Origin of the sequence: Luteimonas sp. MC1782 (genome assembly GCF_014164605.1) — a bacterium.
Lineage (GTDB): Bacteria > Pseudomonadota > Gammaproteobacteria > Xanthomonadales > Xanthomonadaceae > Luteimonas.
Genome location: NZ_JACJFT010000001.1, coordinates 751,392 through 776,048, shown reverse-complemented (window position 1 = coordinate 776,048; position 24,657 = coordinate 751,392). Strand labels below are relative to the sequence as shown.

Genomic DNA, 24,657 nt, shown 5'->3' with positions numbered 1-24,657 from the left:
ACCCCGTATAGACCATGAAGGATAATCCATTGCAGACCCAGCCGACCGTAGTCCCGCCCGCCACGGACGACAGCCGCGAGCGCCTGGCGCAGCTCCAGGGCATCACCGCGGAACTCCTCGACCGCGCGCGCGCCGCGGGCGCCAGCCAGGCCGAGGTGTCGTGCTCCGAGGAGCGCGGCCTGAACGTCAGCGTGCGCATGGGCGCGGTGGAGACGGTCGAATCCACGCATGACCGCGGCATCGGCGTGACCGTGTACTTCGGGCAGCGCAAGGGCAGCGCGAGCACCGCCGACCTGCGCCCCGAGAGCCTGGAAGCGACCGTGGCGCAGGCCTGCGCGATTGCCCGCCACACGGAGGACGACCCGGCGGCCGGGCTTGCCGACGCCGCGCTGATGGCGCGCGAGGTACGCGAATTCGATACCTGGCATCCCTGGGCGCTGGATGCCGACCACGCGATCGACCTGGCGCTGGCCTGCGAGCAGGCCGGACGCGATGCCGACTCGCGGATTGCCAACTCCGACGGCGCGTCGGTCGGCAGCGGCACCTCGCTCAGCGTCTACGCCAACAGCCACGGCTTCGTCGGCGCCGAGCGCGACAGCCACCACAGCATCGGCTGCGCGTTGATCGCCGGCGAAGGCGACGCCATGCAGCGCGACGGCTGGTACAGCGTGGCGCTGGCGGCCGAAGACCTGCAGTCGCCGGCCGCGATCGGCCGCCAGGCAGCGCAGCGCGCCGCAGCGCGCCTCGATCCCAAGCCGCTGGCGACCGGCCGCTACCCGGTGCTGTTCGCCTCCGAGGTCGCGCGTTCGCTGGTCGGGCACCTGCTGGGCGCGGTGTCCGGCGGCGCGCTGTACCGCGGCGCGAGCTTCCTGGTGGACAGCGTCGGCGAGCAGCTGTTCCCCGACTGGTTCGCGATCGACGAACGGCCGTTCCTGCAGCGCGGGCTGCGCTCGTCGGCCTACGACAGCGAGGGCGTGGCGACGCGCGAGTCGCCGCTGGTGGCCGGGGGCGTGCTGCAGCGCTACGTGCTGGGCAGCTATTCGGCGCGCAAGCTCGGGCTGCAGACCACCGGCAATGCCGGCGGCGTGCACAACCTGGAGGTGGTGGCCAATGCCGGCGACCTCGAGGACATGCTGCGCGGCATGGGCCGCGGCCTGCTGGTCACCGAGTTGATGGGGCAGGGCGTGAACACCGTCACCGGCGACTATTCGCGCGGCGCCGCCGGGTTCTGGATCGAGGACGGCGTGGTCGCCTTCCCGGTGGACGGCATCACGATCGCCGGCAAGCTGCGCGAGATGTTCTCCGCCATCGACGCCGTGGGGCGCGACGTCGACCCGCGCTCGCACATCCGCACCGGCTCGATCCTCATCGGTGGCATGACCGTCGCCGGGGAATGAGCCGGGTGCCATCGGTTGGGTTGCGCTGCCTCGCGGCATCCCCATGCTATGGGGAGGCCCGGATGCGCCGGCCAGGAGACCCGTGATGCAACAGACCACCCATCTCGCCAGCACACCCGCCACCGGCAGCGAACGCCAATGGGCCGCGCTGGCGCACATTGCCGCCCTTGTCCTTGCGCTGTGCACCAGCTGGATCGCCGGCGTGGCCGGCATCCTTGGCGCCGGGGCCGTCTACCTGTTCAAGCGCGGCGACTCGTCGTTCGTCGCCAACCATGCCCGCGAGGCGTTGAACTTCAACCTCAGCATGTTCATCTACGCCTGCATCGCCTTCGCGATCGGCGTGGTGCTGGTCGGGGCCACCGTGCTCACGCTCGGCATCGGCATCATCCTCACCGCGCCGGCCGGGCTGGCGCTGATGGTCGCCATCGCCGCGATCGCGCTGATGTGGCTGGTGTGCAGCATCATCGCCGCGATGAAAGCCTGGAACGGCGAGTCCTACCGCTACCCGCTGACGATGCGCCTGTTCTGACCCGCGCGCGTCAGTGCCTGCGCTGGACCGCGAATTCGGCGAGCGTGGCAAGCGTGGCGGCGCGCGGGCCGAACGGCGCCAGCGCGTAGCGGATGGTGGACGCGAGCGTCGCGAGGCGCCCGCGTGAGGCGTCCACGCCGACCAGCGCCGGGAACGTGGCCTTGTCCTGCGCCGCGTCCTTGCCGGCGGTCTTGCCCATCGTGGCACTGTCGCCCTCGACATCGAGCAGGTCGTCGCGCACCTGGAACGCAAGCCCGAGCGCGTCGGCGTAGGCGTCCAGGCGCAGGCGTGCGTCGGCATCCGCGCCGGCGACGATCGCGCCCATGCGCACGGCGGCGCGGATCAGGGCACCGGTCTTGAGCGCATGCAGGTGCTCCAGCGCGACCAGCGTGGCCGATGCGTCGCCGGTTGCGGCCAGGTCGAGCGCCTGTCCGCCGCACATGCCGGCGCCACCGGCCGCGGCGGCGAGTTCACGCAGCATCGCAACACGCACGGGATCGCTGGTCCCGGCGTCGGCCAGCACGGCGAAGGCCAGCGCCTGCAGTGCGTCGCCGGCGAGGATGGCGGTGGCTTCATCGAATGCGACGTGCACGGTGGGCTGGCCGCGGCGCAGGGCATCGTCGTCCATCGCCGGCAGGTCGTCGTGGACCAGCGAATAGGCATGCACGAGCTCGATCGCCGCGGCGGCCGCGTCGAGTGCGTCCTCATCCGCGCCAAAGGCGGTGCCGGTGGCGTACACCAGCAGCGGGCGCATGCGCTTGCCGCCGAGCAGCACGGCATGGCGCATGGCCGCGTGCAGGCGCGGTTCGGCGGCAGGGTTGCGTTCCAGCGTACGTTCGAGGACGGCGTCGATGCGCTCGCGCCACGCTGCGATCCGCGCGGCCCTCGCCTCGGGGTCAGGCATCGTCGATGTCGCGGCCCGGGAAGGGCTCGGCGCGCTCCGGTTGCTGTGGATCGGTCAGCAGGCGCACGCGGAGCTCGGCCTGCTCCAGTGCCTGCTGGCAGCGGCGGTAGAGGCCGACGCCGCGCTCATACGCGGCAAGCGAATCCTCGAGGCTCATCTCGCCGTGCTCCATCTTCTCCACCAGTTGCTCGAGCAGGTCGAGCGAGGCTTCGAAGTCGGCGACGGGCGAGGCGTCGTTGGTGGTGGCGGGCTTGCGTGGCATGCCGCCAGTTTACGCCATGTGCCGCCAGTGGAGGCCTGCGCCACGGGCGCGCAGCCACGTGGCAAGGCGGGCCGACAGCAGGCTGTCGCCGGCCGCGAGCAGGATGCCGTCGGCGGCCGTCAGCAGCGGCATGCGCGCGCGTTGCCAGGGCGGCAGCGCGTCGCGCTGGAGCAGGTCTTTCAGTGCATGCGAGTGCGTGCGGCCAGGGAGCACGATGCGTTCGCCGCCGCGCCGCGCATGCGCTGTCAGCGGTGCATCGAAGCCGTCCGCGCCGAGCAGCGACAGCGTGCCACCCCCGGGCAGCGGCAGCGGCGCGCGGCCGTCCCATCCGGTTTCCCAGTCCGCGGGCAGCGGCGCCAACTGGGCGCCGGCGTGCAGGCGGCCGCGCCACGCGTGGACCGCCGCGCCCGCCCATGCGAACGCCGCCACGCTGTCGCCGCGCGCCGGGAGCAGGTCGTCCGTGATGCGGGCGACGCCGGTGGCCGGCAATGGCGGCAGCGCCAGGTCGGCGATCCACGCGCGCAGCACGCGCGCGCGCCGCGCCGCGGGCAGCGCGAGCAGGGCACTGATGGACAGGCCCGGATCGCCTGGCGACGTGGTCGGTGATGCATCGCGTGCCGCATGGAGCCCCCTCTGGTCGCCTGCGGCCAGCAGGTCGCTGGCCTCCGCGGACAGCGCCGCGCAGCGCGCGAGCGCGGCGTCGGCCTCGGGCCAGCGTGCGCGCAGCAGCGGCATGACCTGGTGGCGCAGGTAGTTGCGGTCGTGGACGGAGTCGGTGTTCGCCGGGTCGTCCAGCCACGCAAGCGCGTGCCGCGTGGCGTAGGCATGCAGCGTGGCGCGCGGCAGCGCCAGCAGCGGGCGCCACAGCCCGCCCCGTGCGAAACGGCGCCAGGCGCGCATCGATGCGAGTCCGTCGGGGCCGGATGCGCGCAACGCACGCAGCAGGAAGGTCTCGGCCTGGTCATCGCGATGGTGCGCCAGCGCGAGCACCTCGCCGTCGCCCAGCGCGGCGGCGAACGCGGCGTGCCGCGCCGCGCGCGCGGCCGCCTCCAGCCCGAGTCCCGCATCGCGCGCCACGCCGACGCGCGCCACGTGCAAGGGCACGTCGAGCGTGGCGCAGGCGCGCGCACAGTGCGCGGCCCAGGCGTCGGCATCGGCGTGCAGTCCGTGGTGGACATGGATCGCGCGCAGTCCACGTGCGCGGATCGAGGCGTCGGCGGCCAGCAAGTGCAGCAGCACCGTGGAATCCAGCCCGCCGCTCAGCGCCACCAGCACCGCACCGGCAGACACCGGGCAATCGGGCAGGGCGATGCTGTCGGGAAACGGAGGCGAGCGCATGCCACGATGGTGCCATGCCCCCGCAATGCAGTGATCCGTCGCCGGGCACCTGCCTGCGGCCGCGCTGCGCCTACAGTGGTCCGCCACGTCCGCGGAAGACCTCCATGAGCCAGCTGTTCCAGCCACTGCGCCAGCGCGACATCGTGCTGCGCAACCGCATCGCCGTATCGCCGATGTGCATGTACTCGTCGGCCGACGGCCTGCCGGGCGACTGGCACCTGGTGCACCTGGGCAGCCGCGCCGCGGGTGGCGCCGGCGTGGTGATGACCGAGGCCGCGGCGGTGTGCGCCGAGGGGCGCATCTCGCCGCAGGACGCGGGCATCTGGAACGACGCGCAGGCCGTGGCCTGGGCGCCGGTGGCGCGCTTCATCGCCGGCCAGGGCGCGGTGCCGGCCATGCAGCTCGCGCACGCCGGGCGCAAGGCCAGCACCCATGCACCGTGGCGCGGCGATGGCGCGGTGCCGTTTGCGGACGGCGGCTGGACCGTCGTGGCGCCCTCGGCCGAAGCCTATGCCGACCACTATCCCCAGCCGCTGGAACTCGACGCGGACGGGATCGCGCGCGTGGTCGCGGATTTCCGCGCCGCCGCGGCACGTGCGCTGGATGCGGGCTTCCAGCTGGTCGAGCTCCATGCCGCGCATGGCTACCTGCTGCACCAGTTCCTGTCGCCGCTCGCCAACCGGCGCAGCGATGCCTGGGGTGGCGGCTTCGAGGGCCGCACGCGGATCGTCCGCGAGGTGGTGTCCGCCGTGCGCGAGGCGTGGCCCGAGCGCCTGCCGTTGTGGATGCGGATCTCGGCCACCGACTGGGTCGATGGTGGCTGGGACGTGGAGCAGAGCGTGGAACTGGCGCGCGGCGTGAAGGCGCTGGGCGTCGACCTCATCGACGTGTCCAGCGGCGGACTGGACCGGCGGCAGGAGATCGCGACCGGCCCCGGCTACCAGGTGCCGTTCGCCGCGCGCATCCGCCGCGAGGCTGGCATCGCCACCGGCGCCGTGGGCCTGGTGACCGAAGCGGCGCAGGCCGAGCGGATCGTGGCCACCGGCGATGCCGACGTGGTGCTGGTAGCGCGCGAGTCGCTGCGCGATCCGTACTTTCCGCTGCGCGCGGCGAAGGCGCTGGGCGTCACGCCCGCGGTGCCGGTGCAGTACCAGCGCGCCTGGGGCGACTAGGCGGCCCTGGCGCGTACGTGCCGCTCAGGCGGCTTCGTACGCGCCGTAGCTGCGCAGGCGCTTGTAGCGCCTGTCCAGCAGCTGCTCGCTGGACATGCCGTCGAGGGCGTCGAGCTCGTTGAGCAGCACGGCCTTCAGGCGCTTGGCCATCTGCTTCGGGTTGCGGTGCGCGCCGCCGATCGGCTCGCGTACCAGCTTGTCCACCAGGCCCAGGCCGAGCAGGCGCTTGGCGGTGAGACCGAGCTGCTCGGCGGCGTCGCGCGCCTTGCCGGCGTCCTTCCACAGGATCGAGGCGCAGCCTTCGGGCGAGATCACCGAATAGGTGCTGTATTCGAGCATCAGCGTGCGGTCGCCCACGCCGATCGCGAGCGCGCCACCCGAGCCGCCTTCGCCGATCACCGTACATATGATCGGCGTCTTCAGCTCGGCCATTTCCATCAGGTTGCGGGCGATCGCCTCGGACTGGCCGCGTTCTTCGGCGCCGATGCCGGGGTAGGCGCCAGGCGTGTCGATGAAGGTCAGCAGCGGCAGCCTGAAGCGCTCGGCCATCTTCATCAGGCGCAGCGCCTTGCGGTAACCCTCGGGGCGCGGCATGCCGAAGTTGCGGCGCACCTTGGCCTTCGTGTCGCGGCCCTTCTGGTGGCCGATGATCATCACCGGGCGGCCGCCGATGCGGCCGAGCCCGCCAACGATCGCCGGGTCGTCGGCGTACGCGCGGTCGCCGGCCAGTTCCTGGAACTCGTCGCAGATGAAGCGGATGTAGTCGTTGATGTAGGGCCGCGCCGGGTGGCGCGCGAGCTGCGACACCTGCCACGGCGACAGGTCGCGGAAGATCTGCGCGGTGCGCAGGCGCAGCTTGTCCTGCAGCGTGCGCAGTTCGGCGTCCACGTTCACCGACGAGCCGGATCCGGCATGGCGCAGGTCCTGGATGCGCGCCTCAAGGTCGGCGATCGGCTGTTCGAAGTCGAGGTAATTCGGGTTCATCGACGGTCTTGGCACGGGAAAGCGGCCAGTCTAGCCGACGGCGCCCGCGAAGGCCGTACCCCGGCGTGCGGTCGCGACTACGGCGCCGGTTGCGACCAGGGCCTGGCGCCGACCGCCACGCGCACCGCCTTGACACCGGGCTGCGCACGCAGTTCGCCGACCATGGTCGGGTCCACGCGCACCGACTGCGCGCCGTTCACGTCGAGGCTGCCGGCCGCGCCGCTGGCCAGCAGCAGGTCGTAGCGCAGTGGCGTGGATCCCGGACGGTGGCGCGCGAACAGCGCTTCGACGCGTTCCAGGACGCCTGCCACGCGCAGGTCCAGGCGCAGCGACATGCGCTGCGCGGCCTGCTCGCAGACCTGCTGGAAATCCCAGGCGCGGCGTGCGCGCAGCGAAAACCCGCCGCTGAACTCGTCTTCCCGCAACCCGCCTTCCACGATCACGATGCGGTCGCGCGTGAGCAGCGCCGCATTCTCGAACCAGGCGTCCGAGAAGAACGCGCATTCCAGCCGCCCGCGCCCGTCCTCGATGTGCACGAACGCCTGCGACTCGCCGCGCTTGCGCATGCCCGCGACCTGGCCGGCGACCACCACCGTGACCTCCTGGCGCCAGCCGCCGCGCCCCCCGTCCTTGCCGCCGCCGCGCGTCGATGCAGCCGATTCCCACAGCGCATCGAGCTGGCCGAGGTCGCAGCCGACCAGCGCCCTGAGTTCCTCGCGGCAGGGGTCGAGCGGATGGCCGCTGAGGTAATGGCCGAGCGTCTCGCGTTCGCCGGCAAGCCTCTGCTGTAGCGGCCATTCCGCGGTTTCGCGCAGCTCGATGCGCGCCGCCGCCTGCGGCTCGGCGAACCCGCCGAACAGCGAGGCCTGCCCGGCCTCGCGTTCGCGCGCGAGCTGTTCGGTCGCCTTCAGCACCTCGGGCAGCTGCAGCGTGAGCGAGGCGCGGTTGAGGCCGAGCGCGTCGAGCGCGCCGGCGTTGACCAGCGCCTCCAGCGTGCGCCGGTTGAGGCGCGCGGATTCCACGCGGCGGCAGAAATCGAGCAGGTCCGCGTACGGTCCGCCCCTGCGCCGCTCCTCCGCGATCGCCTCGCAGGCACCCTGGCCGACGCCCTTCACCGCGCCCAGCCCGTAGCGCAGCGTGACGCCGTCCATGGCCTGGAACATGTAGCCCGAGGCGTTGACGTCCGGCGGCTGCACGTCGAGTCCGAGCTTGCGCGCCTCGTCGAGGAACATGACCACCTTGTCGGTGTTGTCCATGTCCGACGACAGCACCGCCGCCATGAATTCGGCCGGGTGGTGCACCTTCAGCCACGCGGTCTGGTAGGCGACCAGCGCGTAGGCGGCCGAGTGCGACTTGTTGAAGCCGTACTCGGCGAACTTTTCCATCAGGTCGAAGATCTGCGTCGCCACCTTCGGGTCGACGCCGTTGCCGGCGGCGCCGGATTCGAACTTGGCGCGCTCCTTGGCCATCTCCGCGGCGTTCTTCTTGCCCATCGCGCGGCGCAGCAGGTCGGCGCCGCCCAGCGAGTAGCCGGCCAGGACCTGGGCGATCTGCATCACCTGTTCCTGGTAGACGATCACCCCGTAGGTCGGCTTGAGCACCGTTTCCAGCGACGGATGCGGATACCTGACCACGGCGTTGCCGTGCTTCCGGTCCACCCAGTCCTTGTCCATCCCCGAGCCCAGCGGGCCGGGGCGGAACAGCGCGGCCAGCGCGATGATGTCCTCGAACACGTCTGGCCTGGCGCGCTTGAGGAGCTCGCGCATGCCGCGCGATTCGAACTGGAACACCGCCACCGTCTCGCCGCGCGCGAACAGCTCGTAGGTGGCCTTGTCGTCGAGCGCGAGCTTGGTGATGTCGAGCGGCGCGGCCGACGGCTCCGCGCCGGTCCGCGCGCGCGCGTTGATCGCCTTCACCGCCCAGTCGATGATCGTCAGCGTGCGCAGGCCGAGGAAGTCGAACTTCACCAGCCCCACGCTTTCCACGTCGTCCTTGTCGAACTGGGTGACCGGGTTGCGGCCGCGGCCGTCGCCGTCGTGTTCGGCATACAGCGGGCAGAAGTCGGACAGCGGCGACGGCGCGATCACCACGCCGCCGGCGTGCTTGCCGGCGTTGCGCGTCAGGTCCTCGAGCTGCAGGGCGAGGTCGATGAGGTCGCGCACGTCGTCCTCGTCGCCGTAGCGGGCGATGAGTTCGTCGGAGCGCCAGGCGTCGTCCTTGCGCCCCTTCTCGGTGCGGCCGAGTGCATCGGCGAGCGACACGCCCAGCGTCATCGGCACCAGCTTGGCGACGCTGTCCACGAACCCGTATGGGAAGCCGAGCACGCGGCCGGTGTCGCGCACCACCGCCTTGGCGGCCATGGTGCCGTAGGTGATGATCTGGCTGACGCGGTCGCGGCCGTACTTGGCGGCGACGTACTCGATCACCTCGTCGCGGCGGTCCATGCAGAAGTCGATGTCGAAGTCGGGCATCGACACGCGTTCGGGGTTGAGGAAGCGCTCGAACAGCAGGTCGTAGGGCAGTGGGTCGAGGTCGGTGATGCCCAACGCCCAGGCGACCAGCGAGCCGGCGCCCGACCCGCGGCCCGGACCGACCGGGATGCCGTGGTCCTTGGCCCAGTTGATGAAGTCCGCGACGATCAGGAAGTAGCCGGGGAAGCCCATCGAGACGATGACGCCGAGCTCGGTGTCCAGGCGCGCGTCGTAGCTGGCGCGGTCGTGGCCGGGCGCCAGCGGCTGCACGGCCAGGCGCCGGTCGAGCCCGTCGCGCGCCTCGCTGCGGATCCACGAATCCAGGGTGTGGTCGCTGGGCACCGGGAACGCCGGCAGGTAGTACGTGCCCAGGCGCAGCTCGAGGTTGCAGCGCTGCGCGAGCGCCACGGCGTTGTCGATCGCGTCGGGCGCGTCGGTGAACAGCGCCACCATCTCGTCGGCGGACTTCAGGTACTGCTCGGCGGTGTGCTCGTGCGGGCGGCGCGGGTCGTCGAGCGCGCGCCCGGAGGCGATGCACACGCGCGCCTCGTGCGCGTCGAAGCCGTCGCCATCGAGGAAGCGCACCTCGTTGCCGGCCACCAGCGGCACCCCGCAGGGCGCGGCGGCGTACAGCGCGAAGTCGTTGAACGCGGCCTCGTCGGCAAACCCGCAGCGCGCCAGCTGCAGGTGCAGGCCGTCGTCGAGCACGCCGCGCCAGTCGCGCAGCCAGGCTTCGGCCAGGTCGTGCTTGCCGGCGGCCACCAGGCGTCCGGCCGGGGAGTGGCGGCCGGCGAGCGCGAACAGGCCGCGGTGGTCCTCGCGCAGCCATTCCGGACGCACCACCACGCCATCGTGGCGCTGGCCTTCCATCCAGGCACGCGTCAGCAGGCGCGAGAGCGCCAGGTAGCCGTCATGGTCGCGGCAGAGCAGGGTGAGCGTGGCCGGGGCATCGTTGCCGTCGGCGACACTGATGTCCGCGCCTGCGATCGGCTTGATGCCGGCGCCTTCGGCGGCCTTGAAGAATTTGACCAGCGAAAACAGGTTGTTGCGGTCGGTGACCGCGACCGATGGCTGGCCCATGGCCACGCAGCGCTTGACGAGGTCCGGGATGCGGATCGTCGAGTCGGCGAGTGAATACTCGCTGTGCAGGTTGAGGTGGACGAAACGAGGGGACATCGCGGGACCGGCGTGGCAACACGCAGGTTAGGTGCCCGCTCCCGCGCGGACAAGGCTTGACAGCCCGATCCGCGCGGATCGCCCTCAGTGGACCTGGAACCGTGCCGCGCCGGCCTCGTCGAGGTAGGTGCTGCGACCGCGCTCGAGGATGTGCGCCAGCAGCCGCACCTCGGCCTCGCGCGCCTCCAGCCATTCGTCGCGTCCGAACGCGATCCCGTGCGGGCGTTCGCCGCGCAGGATCGCCTCCTCGACCCGCAGGCGACGGAAATCGAGGTAGGCCTCGAGTTCATCGATCAGCGCCGGCATGGCCAGGTCGACCAGCAATGCGTAGTCGAGGCCACCGACCACCGGCACGGCGTCCGGCAACAGGCGCTCGGTGCCGTTGGCGTAGTCCTCCAGCAGGCGGATGCGATCCTTGAGGCCGGGGTCAAGCTGCCAGGCGGGTTCCCGCGCGAGCATCCGCAGGGCCCGCAGGCAGCGCGCCCGCTGTCGGATGCCGGCGAGCCTGGAACTGGTCGTCTGTTGTCCGAGGACCTGGCGCGTGGCGCTTGCGATGACGTCGAGCTGCGGGACCTGCTCCGGTCCGGCCAGCGCGCTGGCCACGCTCTGGAACCGCGCGATGGTGCGCTGGTCGGGGACCCGGCCGGCAATGTGGTTGCGACGCGCGCGCCCCGAAGGATCGGCCGTGGGCAACGGAAGAGTGTCGAGATGGACGTACATGGCGTTCTCCGGATGGAGCGCCTTCTGGCGGGATCCAAGCGTGCTGCAGTTTCGTCCGCGAAGCTTGACGGAAGCGTGCGGGGACCATGATGGAGATGCGAGGGAATGCGGTGTTGCCGGTCCGGGGCGGTTCCGGCGTTCTTACCGGGACCCGCTGCTGGGCGCTATCGGGCCGGCATTTCCATGGTGGATGACGCACGCGTCTATCGATTCGGTGACGTCGAAGTCGACACCGCCGCACACCGGGTCGTGCGCGGCGGGCACCCCGTGGCGCTGGAACCCAAGGCCTACGCGGTCCTGCTGGTGCTGCTGGCGCAACCCGGCTACGCGATTTCGCGCGATGACCTGCTCGACCAGGTCTGGGGACACCGCCATGTCACGCCAGGCGTCCTGAACCGGGTGGTTGCACAGCTGCGCAAGGCGCTGGGCGATCATGCGGAGCATCCGCGCTACATCCAGACCGTGCACGCGGTCGGGTACCGGTTCATGTGCGATCCGGAAGTGGATGTCGCCCCGGCACCGCCCGTCGCGTCGGATATTTCAGACGGCATGCCCGCGTTGGAAATTTCGGCGGTGCACGACCTGGCCGAGGAACGTGGCGCGGGCCGGTCTCCCTGGCTGCGCGTGGTGGCGGTGGCAATGCTGGTCGTGCTCGCGACGACCGCGTGGTGGCGCTTCGCCCCGCCCCAGGCCACGTCGCCTGCCGCGGCCACGATCGCGCTCCGCCCGTTCACGATGGTCGGCGGCAGCGCCGCCGATGCATGGTTCGCCGAAGGCCTCGCCGTGGAGTTGCACGACGCGCTGGCATCGGTGCCGGGCCTCAGGGTGGCGGCGCTGATGGACCCGTCGGATCCGCGCCGAAAGGCCGACGTGCGCGAGCTCGGGCGCATGCTCGATGTCCGCGCCGTGCTCGACGCCAGCGTCCGCCGCGATGGCGACCGGGTGCGCATCAGCGCGCGCCTCAGCGATACCGGCACCGGCTACGTGCTGTGGAGCCGCAGTTATGAACACGCGCTTTCGGAAGTGTTCGACACCCAGGGCGCGATCGCCGCCGAGGTCGTGGAATCCATGCTCGGCGCGGTGCCGGGCCAGGGCGAGTCGCTGCGGCGGCGCCTCGCGCCGACGCGCAGCGTGGCGGCGTTCGAGGCCTACCTGCGCGGCGTGGAACTCGCGCGCTCCCCGCTCGACCGCGAACGCAGTGGCCAGGCCGCGGAGGCGTTCCGCGCGGCGCTCGCCGAGGACGCGGGGTTCGCCCGCGCACAGGCGGCGCTGTGCACCACGGAAACCCGGCGCTTCGAGTACTGGAACGATGCCGAGGCCCACCAGCGTGCGCTGGCGGCCTGCAGGCGGGCGCTGGAGATGGTGCCGGTGCCGCCGGAGGCGTCGCTCGCCCTCGGCAACCTGCTGCGCGTGGATGGCGAGCTGGACAAGGCCGAGGTCCATTTCAACGCCGCCAGCCACGCACCGGCGGTCGCGGCGCTGGCGCATGTCGGCCTCGGCAAGGTGGCGGCGGCGCGTGGCGATGTCGCAGGGTCACGCCGGCAGTTCGACCGGGCGCTGGCGCTGGCGCCGCAGGACGCGCGGGTTCACGCCGAGATCGGCTACCAGGCGTATCGCGACGGGCGTCTGGGGGACGCGCGGCGCGCCTACCGCCGCGCGCTGGAGCTCGACCCCGACAACGCCGGCAACTGGAACACCCTCGGGTTCTTGCACCTGCTGGCGGGCGAGGACGACGAGGCTTCACGCGCCTTCGAGCGGTCGATCGCGATCACGCCCAGCGCCGACGTGCTGGCGAACTTCGCGCTCCTGCGCGGCCAGGCCGGCGATCACGAGGGCGCGGTCGCGCTGTACCGGCGCGCGCTCGAACTCGACCCCGACGACTACATCAACTGGGGCAACCTGGCCGACGGCCTGCGCGCCAGCGGCGCCGCACCGGCGGAGGTGCGGGCGGCCTACAGTGAGGCGGAGCAGCGCGTGCGCCGCTACCTGGGCATCAACGAGGGAGACGGCTATGCCCAGGCCGCGCTGGGCTGGTACTGCGCCAACCTCGGCAAGCGTGACGAGGCACTTGCCCTGGTGCGGACGTCCGGCGCCGCGGAAACCGGCGATCGCGCGGAGATCGCGCTCTACAACGCCGAGAGCCTGGCGATGCTGGGCCTGCGCGAGGCCGCGCGCCAGGAGTTCGAACGCGCGCGCGAAGCAGGGATTTCGGACGCACGGATCCGCGCAAGCCAGCTCCGCGAATGATCCCGCGCGCCGGCGTGCCGCGTCCGCTGAATCAAGGGGCGGACACGCCGAGGTTCGCGAACAGGTCGCGGGACTCGGATGCGCGCACCGGCGCGAAGCTCCTGCGATGCTCGGGGCAGGGGCCGTGCGCGCGCAGGGCCTGCAGGTGCGCGGGCGTGCCATAGCCCTTGTGCGCATCGAAGCCGTAGTGCGGATAGCACGCATGCAGCGCCTGCAGGGCGCGGTCGCGGGTGACCTTGGCGAGGATCGACGCGGCCATGATGCTGCGGTCCCGCGCGTCGCCGCCCACCCAGGCCTCGGCCGGGCAGGGCAGTCCGCGTGGCAGCGCGTTGCCGTCGATGCGTGCGCAGCCGGCGGCATGGGCGACGCCTTCGACGGCCTGGCGCATGCCCAGCATGGTCGCCTGGTGGATGTTGAGCCGGTCGATCTCGGAGGCGGCGATCGTCACCACGTGCCAGGCCAGCGCGCGCTCGACGATGCGCGCATACAGGGTTTCGCGCCGCGATGCGCACAGCTGCTTGGAGTCGTCGAGTCCGTTGACGCGCGGCCGCGCCGGGTCGAACACCACCGCGGCCACCACGACCGGGCCCGCCAGCGGGCCGCGGCCGGCTTCGTCGACGCCCGCGACCAGCAGGGTCGCCGCGAGGCTGCAGTCATGCCCATCGCTGCGGGTGATGCCGCCGGCGCGTGGGGGGCGCTGCCTCATGCCGGCGCCTCTGCGGACGCGGCGACGTGGTGGCGAGGATCGACGAGTTCGGCTACCGCGCCGGCGGCCTCGTGCGAGGCGTCGCGGCGCAGCATCAGGTGCAGTTCGCGGTAGCGCGGCGCGAGAGCCGCGACCGCATCGGGGTCGGCGAACCAGGCCAGCACCGCCTCCGCCAGTTTCTCCGGCGTGCAGTCGTCCTGCATCAGTTCGGGCGCGATGGTTTCGCCGGCCAGCACGTTGGGCAGCGCGTAGCGGTCGACCTTCAGCAGGCCGAGGCCCTTGACGATCGCATGCGTGGTCGGCGCGATGCGGTAGCCGACCACCATCGGCCGCTTGGCCAGCATGGTTTCGAGCGTCGCGGTGCCTGAGGCGAGCAGCACCACGTCGGCGGCGAACATCGCGTCGCGTGCCTGGCCGTCCAGCAGGTGGACCGCGGGCAGGATATGGGCCGGATCGGGGAGCAGCGCGGACAGGGCACCGCGGCACGCGGCGTTCGCTGCCGGCACCAGGACCTGCAGGCCGGGAATGCGCTGCCCGACCAGTGTCGCCGCCGCCAGGAAGGTGGGGCCGAGGCGTCCGATCTCGCCGAGCCGCGAGCCGGGCAGTACGGCCAGGACCGGTGCGCCGCCGGGCAGGCCAAGCCGCGCGCGCGCGGCGGCACGATCGGGTTCGAGCGGCATGGCATCGGCCATCGGGTGGCCGACGAAGCGCGCGTCCACGCCGTGGCGGGCGTAGATCGCCGGCTCCATCGGGAACAGGCACAGCACGCGGTCGGCGCTGCGGCCGATCTTCGCCGCGCGGCCCTGGCGCCAGGCCCACACCGAGGGGCTGACGTAATGCACGGTGCGGATGCCACGGGACTTGAGCTGGCGTTCCAGCCCGAGGTTGAAGTCGGGCGCATCGATGCCGATGAACACGTCCGGGCGCCAGTCGACAAGGCGCGCACGCAGCCCGCGTCGCAGCGCCAGCAGCCGCGGCAGGTGCGCGAGCACTTCGCTGAGGCCCATCACCGCCAGCTCGCCGGCGTCGTGCCAGGTGTCGACGCCGGCGGCGCGCATCGCATCGCCGCCGACGCCTGCGAACCCGGCATCCGGGAAACGCGCCCGCAGGCTGTCGACCAGTCCCGCGCCGAGCAGGTCGCCCGAGGCCTCGCCGGCCACCAGCGCGAAGCGCGGCGCGCGCGCGCTCACCGCAGCAGCGGCCGTTCGCCGGCCTCGATGAAGTCGAGCATGCGCCGCACGTCGTCGCTGTCGACGGCCATCGCCGCGAGCCTGGCGCGCGCGTCGTCCAGGCTGTCGCCGGACATGTACACCGCGCGGTAGGCGCGGCGGATCGCGGCGATACGCTCACCGTCGAACCCGCGGCGCTTCAGGCCCTCGGCGTTGATCCCGCGCGGCCGGCCGTAGCCGTCCTGCGCGACCATCAGGTAGGGCGCGACGTCGCCGTTGACGAACGCGCCCATGCCCACGAAGGCATGGTCGCCGACCCGGCAGAACTGGTGCACCCCGGCGAAGCCGCTGAGGATGACGTGGTCACCGACCGAGACATGGCCGGCCAGGGTGGCATTGTTGGAAAACACGCAGTGGTTGCCGACCACGCAGTCGTGCGCCACGTGCGCGTAGGCCAGCAGCCAGTTGTCGTCGCCGATGCGGGTGACGCCGCCACCGCCCAAGGTGCCGCGGCTGATGGTCACGAACTCGCGGATGACGTTGCGGTCGCCGATCACCAGCTCGACGCGCTCGCCGCGGTACTTCTTGTCCTGCGGCTCGCCGCCGATCGCGGCATGGCCGTGGACACGGTTGTCGCGGCCGATGCGGGTGGGCCCCTGGATGCTGCAGTGGCCGCCGATGCGGCTGCCATCGCCGATCTCGACGTCGGCGCCGATCGAGGTGAACGGGCCGATCGTGACCCCTTCGCCGATCCGCGCAGCAGGATCGACGACCGCGCTGGCGTGGATCGTCGTGGCGGCCATCTCAGTCCTTGACCTCGGCGCACAGGATGTCTGCGCACGCGACCTGTTCGCCGTCGACGCTGGCGAGGCCGCAATAGAGCGTCATGTTGCGGATCTCGCGCTTGATGGTGACCTCGAGGTCGAGGCGGTCGCCGGGCTCGACCATGCGCGAGAAGCGCGCGTTGTCGATCTTCACCAGGTACGACAGGCGTCCTTCCGCGGTGCCGCCCTGCGAGAGCTGGGTGAGCACGCCGCCGGCCTGCGCCAGTGCTTCGACCACCAGCACGCCCGGCATCACCGGGCGATCGGGGAAGTGCCCCTGGAAATACGCTTCGTTCACCGTGACGTTCTTGTAGGCGAGGACGCGCCTGTGCGCCTCGAATTCGACCACGCGGTCGACCAGCAGGAACGGATAGCGGTGCGGCAGCATGGTACGGATGGCATTGACGCCGATCGGCAACTGCACGGCGGGTGGGGTCATGGTGTCTCCTTGTCGAGGCGCTGCACCTGCCGGGCCAGCGCGTCGAGTTGCCTGAAGCGAGCGGCGCTCTTGCGCCAGCTCCGCGTGTCCATCAGTGGCGTGCCGGAAGAATACTCGCCCGGCGCGTCGATCGAACTGGTGACCAGGGCCATCGCGTTGATCATCGCGCGGTCGCAGACGGTGAGGTGGCCGAGGATGCCGGCGCCACCACCGACCAGGCAGTAGCGGCCGATCACCGCGCTGCCGGCAACCGCCGCGCAGCCGGCCATCGCGGTATGCGCGCCGATGCGGACGTTGTGGCCGATCTGGATCTGGTTGTCGAGGCGCACGTCCTCCTCGAGCACGGTGTCTTCGATGGCACCACGGTCGATGGTGGTGTTGGCGCCGATCTCGCAGTCGTCGCCGACGCGCACGCCGCCCTGCTGCGGCACCTTGGTCCAGCGCCCGCCGTCCATCGCCAGGCCGAAACCGTCGGCGCCGAGCACGGCACCCGGGTGGATCAGCACGCGCTCGCCCAGTCGCACGCGGCGCACCAGGGTGACGCGCGCCACCAGATGGCTGCCCGCGCCCACCACGCAGTCTTCGCCGATCACGCAGCCCGCGCCGATGATCGCGCCCGCACCCACCACAGAGCGCTCGCCGATGACCACGAAGGGACCGATCTCGGCGGAGGGATCGACTTTCGCCCCGGACCCGACCACCGCGCTGGCGTGCACGCCGGGGCGCGGCGCCCGTGGTGGATCGAACAGCGCGGCGATGCGCGCGAACGCGACGTAGGGGTCGCGCGCGACCAGCAGCGTGCGGTCAAGACCGTCGGCGTCCGACTCGCCCACCACCACCACGCCTGCCGCGGAGCCTGTCAGCTGGCTGCGGTAGCGCGGATTGGACAGGAACGAAAGCTGCCGCGGGCCGGCACCGGACAGCGTGGCGACCGCGTCGACCTCGGTCCCGCCGTCACCGCGCAGCACCAGCCCGAAGCGTTCGGCCAGCGCCGCCGCCGTCAGGGTCGTGGTCGAGTGCATGGGATGCCCGCCGTTAGAACGCGCCGCCGAAGGTGAACTGCAGGCGCTCGATCTCGTCGCCTTCCTTCTTGCGCAGCGGGAACGCGTAGCTGATCGAGATCGGCCCGACCGGTGCGCGCCACATCAGCGCCACGCCGGCCGACGAACGCAGTTCGCCGGTGTCGAACGCGTCCATGTCCTTGAACACGTTGCCGAAGTCGACGAACGCCGAGACGCGCGCCGCGGGCGAGTCGAGCAGGGTGGGGAAGAACATCTCCAGCGCGCCGATGGTCTTCACCGCGCCGCCGACGACCTGGCGGTAGTTGCTGCCGAACGCGGACTCGCGCGGGCCCAGGGTGTTGTCGCGGAACCCGCGTACCGAGCGCGCACCACCGGCGTAGAAGTTCTCGAAGAACGGCAGGCCGTCCGCGATCGCATTGCGGCGCTGCGGCAGGTCGTCGGTGTCCTCGGGCGAGTCCGGGTCGTAGACGATGCCTTCGCGGGCCGGCCCGTAACTGTCGCCGTAGCCGATCTCGGCGCGGGTGTTGAGCACCAGCGCGCGCGAGATGGGCCAGTACTTGGAAAACTCGTAGTTGAGCTTGTAGTACTCGGCGGTGGAGCCCGGCAGGGTGACCTCGGCCGAGATCCGCTGCAGCGTGCCGCGGCTCGGCTGCAGGAAATCGTTGCGGGTATCGCGGGCCCAGCCCACCTCGCCGCGCCAGGCGTGGAAGGTGCGCTGGCCGATGACATCGATGTAATCGACGATCGACTGCGGCGAGCTTCCGCGGAATGCGAAGATCTGGTTGCTGTCGATGCCGAACATCGCCGAGAAGCTGTCGTGTTCGGAAATCGGGATGCCGAGCATGACCTGCGCGGCGCGGCTGGTCGACGAGTACTGCGCGGTGTTGAACTCGGAGTTGTCGAATTCGCGCCACCAGACGTTGTAGCCGAGCGACAGGCCGTCATCGGTGAAGTAGGGGTTCACGTACGAGAACGAGTAGCGCTGCAGGTAGACGTTGCGCTGCGCCTCGATCGAGATCCGGTTGCCGCTGCCCAGGAAGTTGTTCTGCGACAGCTGCACCGACGTGGTCATGCCGCTGAGCTGCGAGTAGCCGAGGCCGAACATGAAGCTGCCCGACGTGGTCTCGGTGACGCTGAACTCCACGTCGACCAGGTCGTTGCTGCCGGCGACCGGCTTGCTCTCGACGTTGACGCTGCCGGATTCGAAGAAGCCGAGGCGCTGCAGGCGGACCTTGGAACGGTCGATCGCGGCCTGCGAATACCACGCGCCCTCGAACTGGCGCATCTCGCGGCGCATGACCTCGTCGGAGGTGCGCGAGTTGCCCTTGAACACGATGCGGCGCACGTTGACGCGCGGCCCCGGCACCACCTGCAGGTTGATCGAGACCTTGCGGTTCTCGCGGTCGATGTCGGGGATCACGTTGACCTGGGCGAACGCGTAGCCGATGTTGCTGAGCGTGGCGGTGATCTGGTCGGAGCTGAACTCGAGGAGCGCGCGCGAGAACGACATGCCCGACTGCATCAGCACCAGCTTCTCGATGTCCTCCTTGGGCAGCACCGTGTCGCCGGTGACCTCGACCTTGTCGACGGTGAACACCTCGCCCTCGGTGAGCCCTGCGGTGATGTACATCTCGCGCCGGTCGGGGCTGATCGCGACCTGGATGTTGTCCTCGCTGAAGTCGACGTAGCCGCGGTCGAGGTAGAAGTTGCGCAGCTTCTCGCGGTCGCCCTCGAGCTTCTCGCGCGAGTACTGGTCGTCGCGGCGGTACCAGCTGAGCCAGTTGCTCTCGCCGGACTCCCAGCTGTCGGTGAGCTCCTCGTCGTCGAAGGTTTCGTTGCCGACCAGGTTGATGTGGCTGATCTTGGCCGCCTTGCCTTCCTTGACGTTGATGGTCACGTCGACGCGGTTGCGGTCGAGCGTCGACACGGTCGGCGTGATCTCGACGTTGTACTTGCCGCGGTTGTTGTACTGGCGGGTGAGTTCCTGGGTGACGCGGTCCAGCGCGAGGCGGTCGAAGGTCTCGCCCTCGGCCAGGCCGATGTCGCGCAGGCCCTTGCTCAGGTCCTCGGTCTTGATGTCCTTGTTGCCGACCAGCGTGAGCTTGTTGATGGCCGGGCGCTCGGTCACCGTCACCACCAGGATGTCGCCCTGGCGGCCGATGCGCACGTCCTCGAAGAAGCCGGTCTTGTACAGCGCGCGGATGGCGTCGCCGACGCGGCTGCTGTCGACCGTATCGCCACGTTCGATCGGCAGGTACGTGAATACGGTGCCGGCGCCGATGCGCTGCAGGCCGTCGACACGGATGTCGCTGACCGTGAAGGCGCCCCGGGACACGGCTGTACTTGCCGGCGTGGCGGGCGGCGGCGCAATGCCGAAGGCGGCCTGCGGATCGACCGGCTGCTGGGCCAGGGCCGGGGTCGCGAGCGACGAGGCCAGGGCGAGGGCGAGCAGGCGGCGTTTCGGGTATCGCGTCATCAAATGCGTCCGGGTGTGGCGGTTCGGGGGTATACGGGTCGTGCAGCGGTCTTGCGGGTGGCGTCAGCGCACCAGTTGCAGGATGTCGTTGTAGAACGCCAGGCCCATCAGGCCGGCGAGCATCGCAAGTCCGACGTACTGGCCGGCAACCATCGCGCGCTCGCCGAGCGGGCTGCCCTTGACCAACTCGATAAGGTAATACAACAGGTGACCGCCGTCCAAGATCGGGATCGGCAGCAGGTTGATGATGGCCAGGCTGAGCGACAGCAGGGCGAGGAAGCTGAGGAACCACGCGGGCCCCAGGTTCGCCGAAGCGTTGGCGTAGCGGGCGATGGTGATCGGGCCGGACACGTTTTCCGCCGATGCGCGGCCGGTCAGCAGGCGCCGGATCATGCCCAGCGAGTCGCTGGCCAGGCGCCCGGTCTCGGCGACCGCGGCCGGCAGCGCGGCCAGCGGACCATGGCGCAGCAGGGCATCGGGCGTCGGCGCCCGGGCGGCATCGGGGGTGATGCCGAGCGCCCAGAAGGGTTCGCGGCCCTCGACTTCGGCCAGGGCAGGGGCGAGTTCCAGCGCCAGGCGCTCACCGTCGCGCTGCACCTCGACCATTCCGGTGCCACCCTGCTCGCCCAGCGCCTGCACCAGCGGGCCGATCGCGTCGAACGAGTCCACGGGGTTGCCGTCGATGGCGGTGATGCGGTCGCCGTCGGCCAGCACGCCCCAGGCGGCGCCGTCCTCGCGCACGCTGCCCACCACCGCCGGCAGCAGGTGGCTGCGCGGCACCAGGCCGATCGCGCGGACCGCGCCGCGCTCGTCCATGTCGGCGGGCAGGGTGGACAGCCGCAGGGCGCGGGTGGCCTCGTCGCCGGCGGCGGTGCGAACGCGCACGTCCAGATCGCCACGGTCCATCGCCGCGGTCGTCAGGGCGATCGCCGCCTCGCTCCAGGTCGGCGTGGCGCGTTCGCCGACCGAGAGCACCGTGTCGCCGGGCGCGAGGCCGGCCTCGGCGGCGATGCCCGAAACCTGGCCCAGCACCGGCATGAAATCAGGCCGGCCGATCACGAACATCGTCCACAGCAGCGCGACGCACAGCAGCAGGTTGGCCAGCGGGCCCGCGGCGACGATGGCGATCCGGCGCCACACGGATTTGCGGTTGAAGGCCTGCCCGGCCTCGGCCGGGTCGACGTCGCCCTCGCGCTCGTCGAGCATCTTCACGTAGCCGCCGAGCGGCAGCGCGGCGATGACGTATTCGGTGCCGTCGCGGCCGCGGCGCGACCACAGCGGCTTGCCGAAGCCGATCGAGAAGCGCAGCACCTTGACGCCGTTGCGGCGCGCCACCCAGTAGTGGCCGAATTCGTGGAATGTCACCAGCACGCCAAGGCTGACGATCATCCACCACACGGAACCGAGGAACGTACTCATGGGGGCGCGGATCCGTGTGCGTCAGGCGCGGTGGCGGGACAGGGCGGCGGTGGCGACGCGGCGGGCTTCGCCATCGGCTTCGCGCAGTACGTCGAGCGAGTCGGCGGCGCGCGCGGGCAGCGCCTCCAGGGTCTCCGCGACCAGCGCGGGAATGGACAGGAAGCCTACCCGGCCCTGAAGGAAGGCTGAAACCGCGATCTCGTTGGCGGCATTGAGCACCGCCGGCGCAGTTCCGCCGGCAGCCAGGGCGGCATAGGCGAGGCCGAGGCAGGGGAAGGCGGCGGTGTCCGGCGCCTCGAAGTCGAGCCGGCCATGCGCCAGCAGGTCGAGGCCGGCGACGCCCGACTGCACCCGCTCCGGCCAGCCCAACCCCACCGCCAGCGCCGTGCGCATGTCGGGCAGCCCCAGCTGCGCGAGGGTGGAGCCGTCGATGAACTCGACCAGCGAATGCACCAGGCTCTGCGGGTGGACAAGCACGTCGACCCGGCCCGGCGCCAGGCCGAACAGGTGGCAGGCCTCGATCACCTCGAGGCCCTTGTTCATGAGCGTGGCTGAATCCACCGAGATCTTCGGGCCCATGGACCACTTGGGGTGGGCCACGGCCTGCGCCGGGGTGACATCGGCCAGCGCGGCGTGGTCGCGCCCGCGGAACGGCCCGCCGGAGGCGGTCAGCACGATGCGCCGCACCCCAGCGGCGGCGCCGTCGCCGGGCAGGCACTGGAAGATGGCGTTGTGCTCGCTGTCGATCGGGATGATCCGTGCGCCGCCGTCGCGGGCCGCGGCCATCAGCAGCTCGCCGGCCAGTACCAGCGATTCCTTGTTGGCCAGCAGCAGGCGCTTGCCGGCGCGCGCCGCGGCCAGCGTGGAATCGAGGCCGGCGGCACCGACGATCGCGGCCACGACCGTGTCGCACTCCGGGCCCGAGGCGAGCGCGTCGATGGCGGCGGCCCCGGCATGCGCGCGCGTCGCCAGGCCGGCATCGGCCAGGCCGTCGCGCAGCGCGGCAAAGCCTGCGTCATCGGCGATCACCGCGTCGTCGGGGCGGTGCGTGCGGCACAGCGCGACCAACGCCGCGACGTTGCTGCCGGCGGCCAGCACGCTGGCGCGCATCGTGTCCGGATGGCGCGCCACGACGTCGAGCGCGGACGCACCGATCGAGCCGGTCGCGCCGAGGATCGCCACGCGTTGCATCAGAAGCCCAGCCAGAACTTGCCGAGCGCGAACACCGGGAGGGCGGCGAGCACGCTGTCGAGCCGGTCCATGATTCCGCCATGGCCGGGGATCAGGTTGCCCGAGTCCTTGGCGCCGACATGGCGCTTGAGCAGGCTCTCGAACAGGTCGCCCACGACCGAAAACAGCACCGTCAGCAGCGCCACCAGCGCCACCAGTGCAAGTTGCGCCGGCGACGTGCCCAGCAGCCACGCACCGAGCACGGCGACCAGGATGCCCACGGCCAGGCCGCCGACCAGGCCGGCGACGGTCTTGTTGGGACTGATGCGCGGTGCCAGCTTGCGCTTGCCCCAGGCGCGGCCGGCGAAGTACGCGCCGGTGTCGGTGGCCCAGACGGTGGCCAGGGCGAGCAGCAGCCAGCCCGGGCCGTCGTGGTGCAGCAGCGCGAGCGCGCACCAGGCGGGTATCACCGCCAGCGTCGCCGCGGCCAGCTTGAACACCCGCGCATTGGTGTCGTGGTCGGACGCGAAGTCGTAATGCACCAGCCACAGCATGGCCAGCAGCCACCACACCACGCCCACCACCAGCGCCAGCTTGAACAGCACCATCGTGCCGCCCGACCCGCCGGTGGCCCACGCCAGGGCGACCATCAACAGCAGGTTGAGCACCAGCAACGCGCCGCGCGCCAGCGTGTCCTCGATCTCGGCCAGCGCGAACCACTCCCACATGCCGGCGAGGAAGACGATCGCGGCAAGCAGCACCATCCACTGGGTCGGCAGCAGGAGCACGGCGGCGATGGTGGCCGGCCCCATGATGAAGGCGGCGAGGAGGCGGGTGCGGGTCATGGCGTCGGGGTGTCCGTGGTCGGTGCGGCGGCCACGGCCACCTGGTCGCCGGTCAGCCCGAAACGGCGCTCGCGGCTGGCGAAGGCGTCGAGCGCCTGTTGGAGGGTCGCGGCGTCGAGGTCGGGCCACAGCAGGTCGGTGAACCACAGTTCGGTGTAGGCCAGCTGCCACAGCAGGAAATTGCTGATGCGCAGGTCGCCGCCGGTGCGGATGAACAGGTCGGGTGCCGGCAGGTCGGCCAGCGCCAGGCGCGCGGCGAGCGCCGCCTCGTCGATGTCGTCCGGCGACATGCGGCCGGCGGCGACTTCCACGGCCAGTTCGCGCGCGGCGCGGGCGATGTCCTGCCGCCCGCCGTAGCTGGCGGCGATCGACAGTGCCAGCCGGCGATTGCCCGCGGTCAGTGCCTCGGCCGCCTGCATGCGCGCGGCGATGGCCGGGTCGAAGCGGCCACGCTCGCCGATGAAACGCACGCGCACGCCGCGCCGGTGCAGTTCGCCGACTTCGCGCTCCAGCGCATTGAGGAACAGCTTCATCAGCGCCCCGACCTCTTCGGCGGGACGGCCCCAGTTCTCGCTGGAAAACGCGAACAACGTGAGCGCCTGGATGCCGCGCTCGATGCAGAAATCGATGCACAGGTTGACCGCGCGCGCGCCGGCGCGATGGCCGATGGCGCGCGGGCGCTTGCGACGTGCCGCCCAGCGGCCATTGCCGTCCATGATGACGGCGACGTGGCGCGGTACCGGTTGCGATGTGGCCGTGGCGCTCATCGTGCCGCCATCAGACCGCCATCAGCTCCTGCTCCTTGGCCCTGACCACTTCATCGACGTCCTTGATCGCCTCGTCGGTGATCTTCTGGATCTCGATCTCGCTGCGGCGCTCGTCGTCCTCGGAGATCGCCTTTTCCTTCAGCATGTCCTTGACCTGCTGGTTGGCGTCGCGGCGGATGTTGCGGATCGCGACCTTCGCGCTCTCGCCTTCGCTGTGCACGACCTTGGTCAGGTCGCGGCGGCGCTCCTCGGTCAGCGCCGGCAGGTTGATGCGGATGACCATGCCCGAGGTGTTGGGCGTCAGGCCAAGGTCGGAGGCCAGGATCGCCTTCTCCACGGCACTGACCATCGGCTTTTCCCACGGCGTGATGGTCAGGGTGCGCGCGTCGCTGACCGTGACGGAGGCGACCTGCGTCAGCGGCATGTCGGAGCCGTAATAGTTGACCCTCAGGTGGTCGACCAGCGCGGTGGAGGCGCGCCCGGTGCGCACCTTGCCCAGGTCGTGGCGCAGGGCCTCGACGCTCTTCGCCATGCGCGTCTGCGCGTCCTTCTTGATCTGGTTGGGCATCGTGGCCTCGCTGCGGTAAGCAAGCGGCGGATTATAGGCGATGCCGGGACAC

General features: G+C 71.2%; 21 protein-coding genes. 4 read left to right on the top strand and 17 right to left on the bottom strand.

Going from position 1 to position 24,657, the window contains the following annotated elements; genetic code table 11:
* Positions 1–83 precede the first annotated feature (83 nt).
* Both pmbA and H5368_RS03675 read left to right on the top strand, forming a co-directional pair.
* A complete protein-coding gene (gene pmbA, locus H5368_RS03680) occupies positions 84–1,397 on the top strand; it encodes a metalloprotease PmbA (RefSeq protein WP_255486439.1) in 1,314 nt (437 codons plus the stop codon).
* 85 nt (positions 1,398–1,482) lie between these two features.
* Complete coding sequence (locus tag H5368_RS03675) at positions 1,483–1,926, top strand: DUF4870 domain-containing protein (protein ID WP_182821461.1); 444 nt, start codon at positions 1,483–1,485, stop codon at positions 1,924–1,926.
* A gap of 10 nt (positions 1,927–1,936) precedes the next feature.
* Here the strand turns inward: H5368_RS03675 and H5368_RS03670 are convergent, their stop codons facing one another.
* From H5368_RS03670 to tilS, 3 genes are read right to left on the bottom strand one after another with little or no spacing between them, the layout of a single operon-like run.
* Positions 1,937–2,830 (bottom strand): farnesyl diphosphate synthase, encoded by an 894-nt coding sequence (locus H5368_RS03670; RefSeq protein ID WP_182821459.1) that lies wholly within the window; start codon positions 2,828–2,830, stop codon positions 1,937–1,939.
* On the bottom strand, positions 2,823–3,092 hold the full coding sequence (locus H5368_RS03665; RefSeq protein ID WP_182821457.1) for an exodeoxyribonuclease VII small subunit: 270 nt from the start codon (positions 3,090–3,092) through the stop codon (positions 2,823–2,825). The genes H5368_RS03670 and H5368_RS03665 overlap by 8 nt, the downstream gene beginning before the upstream one ends.
* Positions 3,093–3,101: 9 nt before the next feature.
* On the bottom strand, positions 3,102–4,430 hold the full coding sequence (gene tilS, locus H5368_RS03660; RefSeq protein WP_182821455.1) for a tRNA lysidine(34) synthetase TilS: 1,329 nt from the start codon (positions 4,428–4,430) through the stop codon (positions 3,102–3,104).
* A 104-nt stretch (positions 4,431–4,534) separates the two neighbouring features.
* Between tilS and H5368_RS03655 the strand changes: the two genes are divergently transcribed.
* Positions 4,535–5,602 carry an NADH:flavin oxidoreductase/NADH oxidase gene (locus H5368_RS03655; protein WP_182821453.1) on the top strand — a complete coding sequence of 356 codons (1,068 nt, stop codon included), beginning with the start codon at positions 4,535–4,537 and terminating at the stop codon, positions 5,600–5,602.
* Positions 5,603–5,626: 24 nt separating this feature from the next.
* On the opposite strand, the gene H5368_RS03650 is transcribed toward H5368_RS03655, so the two are convergent.
* The 3 genes from H5368_RS03650 to H5368_RS03640 form a co-directional block, all read right to left on the bottom strand.
* Positions 5,627–6,586 carry an acetyl-CoA carboxylase carboxyltransferase subunit alpha gene (locus tag H5368_RS03650; RefSeq protein WP_182821451.1) on the bottom strand — a complete coding sequence of 320 codons (960 nt, stop codon included), beginning with the start codon at positions 6,584–6,586 and terminating at the stop codon, positions 5,627–5,629.
* Positions 6,587–6,663: 77 nt separating this feature from the next.
* Positions 6,664–10,233, bottom strand: coding sequence for a DNA polymerase III subunit alpha (gene dnaE / locus H5368_RS03645; protein WP_182821449.1), 3,570 nt, complete (start codon positions 10,231–10,233; stop codon positions 6,664–6,666).
* 84 nt (positions 10,234–10,317) lie between these two features.
* Positions 10,318–10,953: a hypothetical protein gene (locus H5368_RS03640; protein WP_182821447.1), complete on the bottom strand. Its 636-nt coding sequence runs from the start codon at positions 10,951–10,953 to the stop codon at positions 10,318–10,320.
* 186 nt (positions 10,954–11,139) lie between these two features.
* Between H5368_RS03640 and H5368_RS03635 the strand changes: the two genes are divergently transcribed.
* Entirely contained in the window at positions 11,140–13,200 is a 2,061-nt protein-coding gene (locus H5368_RS03635) for a tetratricopeptide repeat protein (protein ID WP_182821445.1), read from the top strand.
* 31 nt (positions 13,201–13,231) lie between these two features.
* Here H5368_RS03635 and H5368_RS03630 read toward each other — a convergent pair whose 3' ends face one another.
* The 11 genes from H5368_RS03630 to frr all read right to left on the bottom strand — a co-directional run bounded on the left by H5368_RS03630 (position 13,232) and on the right by frr (position 24,605).
* Positions 13,232–13,906, bottom strand: a complete 675-nt coding sequence (locus H5368_RS03630) for a ribonuclease HII (RefSeq protein ID WP_182821443.1) — start codon at positions 13,904–13,906, stop codon at positions 13,232–13,234.
* Positions 13,903–15,096: a lipid-A-disaccharide synthase gene (lpxB, locus tag H5368_RS03625; RefSeq protein ID WP_182821440.1), complete on the bottom strand. Its 1,194-nt coding sequence runs from the start codon at positions 15,094–15,096 to the stop codon at positions 13,903–13,905. Before lpxB ends, H5368_RS03630 begins: the two co-directional genes overlap by 4 nt.
* Complete coding sequence (gene lpxA / locus H5368_RS03620) at positions 15,093–15,878, bottom strand: acyl-ACP--UDP-N-acetylglucosamine O-acyltransferase (RefSeq protein ID WP_182821438.1); 786 nt, start codon at positions 15,876–15,878, stop codon at positions 15,093–15,095. Before lpxA ends, lpxB begins: the two co-directional genes overlap by 4 nt.
* 1 nt (position 15,879) lies before the next feature.
* The gene (gene fabZ, locus H5368_RS03615) at positions 15,880–16,338 is read right to left on the bottom strand and encodes a 3-hydroxyacyl-ACP dehydratase FabZ (protein ID WP_182821436.1); all 459 of its coding nucleotides are present in this window, start codon (positions 16,336–16,338) and stop codon (positions 15,880–15,882) included.
* The gene (lpxD, locus tag H5368_RS03610; RefSeq protein ID WP_182821434.1) at positions 16,335–17,360 is read right to left on the bottom strand and encodes a UDP-3-O-(3-hydroxymyristoyl)glucosamine N-acyltransferase; all 1,026 of its coding nucleotides are present in this window, start codon (positions 17,358–17,360) and stop codon (positions 16,335–16,337) included. Before lpxD ends, fabZ begins: the two co-directional genes overlap by 4 nt.
* A 13-nt stretch (positions 17,361–17,373) precedes the next feature.
* Positions 17,374–19,836, bottom strand: coding sequence for an outer membrane protein assembly factor BamA (gene bamA / locus H5368_RS03605; protein ID WP_182821433.1), 2,463 nt, complete (start codon positions 19,834–19,836; stop codon positions 17,374–17,376).
* A 63-nt stretch (positions 19,837–19,899) separates the two neighbouring features.
* Positions 19,900–21,255 carry an RIP metalloprotease RseP gene (gene rseP, locus H5368_RS03600; protein ID WP_182821430.1) on the bottom strand — a complete coding sequence of 452 codons (1,356 nt, stop codon included), beginning with the start codon at positions 21,253–21,255 and terminating at the stop codon, positions 19,900–19,902.
* A gap of 21 nt (positions 21,256–21,276) precedes the next feature.
* Positions 21,277–22,461 (bottom strand): 1-deoxy-D-xylulose-5-phosphate reductoisomerase, encoded by a 1,185-nt coding sequence (locus H5368_RS03595; protein ID WP_182823724.1) that lies wholly within the window; start codon positions 22,459–22,461, stop codon positions 21,277–21,279.
* A complete protein-coding gene (locus tag H5368_RS03590) occupies positions 22,446–23,270 on the bottom strand; it encodes a phosphatidate cytidylyltransferase (RefSeq protein WP_182821428.1) in 825 nt (274 codons plus the stop codon). Before H5368_RS03590 ends, H5368_RS03595 begins: the two co-directional genes overlap by 16 nt.
* A complete protein-coding gene (gene uppS / locus H5368_RS03585) occupies positions 23,267–24,037 on the bottom strand; it encodes a polyprenyl diphosphate synthase (protein ID WP_182821426.1) in 771 nt (256 codons plus the stop codon). The genes H5368_RS03590 and uppS overlap by 4 nt, the downstream gene beginning before the upstream one ends.
* A gap of 10 nt (positions 24,038–24,047) precedes the next feature.
* A complete protein-coding gene (frr, locus tag H5368_RS03580) occupies positions 24,048–24,605 on the bottom strand; it encodes a ribosome recycling factor (protein ID WP_182821424.1) in 558 nt (185 codons plus the stop codon).
* Positions 24,606–24,657 lie beyond the last annotated feature (52 nt).

Excerpts from the sequence above, each read along its gene's own strand:
- fabZ (WP_182821436.1), bottom strand. The coding sequence starts at position 16,338 with ATGACCCCACCCGCCGTGCAGTTGCCGATCGGCGTCAATGCCATCCGT.
- H5368_RS03655 (WP_182821453.1), top strand. The coding sequence starts at position 4,535 with ATGAGCCAGCTGTTCCAGCCACTGCGCCAGCGCGACATCGTGCTGCGC.
- tilS (WP_182821455.1), bottom strand. The coding sequence starts at position 4,430 with ATGCGCTCGCCTCCGTTTCCCGACAGCATCGCCCTGCCCGATTGCCCG.
- H5368_RS03640 (WP_182821447.1), bottom strand. The coding sequence starts at position 10,953 with ATGTACGTCCATCTCGACACTCTTCCGTTGCCCACGGCCGATCCTTCG.
- H5368_RS03670 (WP_182821459.1), bottom strand. The coding sequence starts at position 2,830 with ATGCCTGACCCCGAGGCGAGGGCCGCGCGGATCGCAGCGTGGCGCGAG.
- lpxA (WP_182821438.1), bottom strand. The coding sequence starts at position 15,878 with ATGGCCGCCACGACGATCCACGCCAGCGCGGTCGTCGATCCTGCTGCG.
- rseP (WP_182821430.1), bottom strand. The coding sequence starts at position 21,255 with ATGAGTACGTTCCTCGGTTCCGTGTGGTGGATGATCGTCAGCCTTGGC.
- H5368_RS03675 (WP_182821461.1), top strand. The coding sequence starts at position 1,483 with ATGCAACAGACCACCCATCTCGCCAGCACACCCGCCACCGGCAGCGAA.
- H5368_RS03650 (WP_182821451.1), bottom strand. The coding sequence starts at position 6,586 with ATGAACCCGAATTACCTCGACTTCGAACAGCCGATCGCCGACCTTGAG.
- dnaE (WP_182821449.1), bottom strand. The coding sequence starts at position 10,233 with ATGTCCCCTCGTTTCGTCCACCTCAACCTGCACAGCGAGTATTCACTC.
- frr (WP_182821424.1), bottom strand. The coding sequence starts at position 24,605 with ATGCCCAACCAGATCAAGAAGGACGCGCAGACGCGCATGGCGAAGAGC.
- H5368_RS03630 (WP_182821443.1), bottom strand. The coding sequence starts at position 13,906 with ATGAGGCAGCGCCCCCCACGCGCCGGCGGCATCACCCGCAGCGATGGG.
- uppS (WP_182821426.1), bottom strand. The coding sequence starts at position 24,037 with ATGAGCGCCACGGCCACATCGCAACCGGTACCGCGCCACGTCGCCGTC.
- H5368_RS03665 (WP_182821457.1), bottom strand. The coding sequence starts at position 3,092 with ATGCCACGCAAGCCCGCCACCACCAACGACGCCTCGCCCGTCGCCGAC.
- bamA (WP_182821433.1), bottom strand. The coding sequence starts at position 19,836 with ATGACGCGATACCCGAAACGCCGCCTGCTCGCCCTCGCCCTGGCCTCG.
- lpxD (WP_182821434.1), bottom strand. The coding sequence starts at position 17,360 with ATGCACTCGACCACGACCCTGACGGCGGCGGCGCTGGCCGAACGCTTC.
- H5368_RS03590 (WP_182821428.1), bottom strand. The coding sequence starts at position 23,270 with ATGACCCGCACCCGCCTCCTCGCCGCCTTCATCATGGGGCCGGCCACC.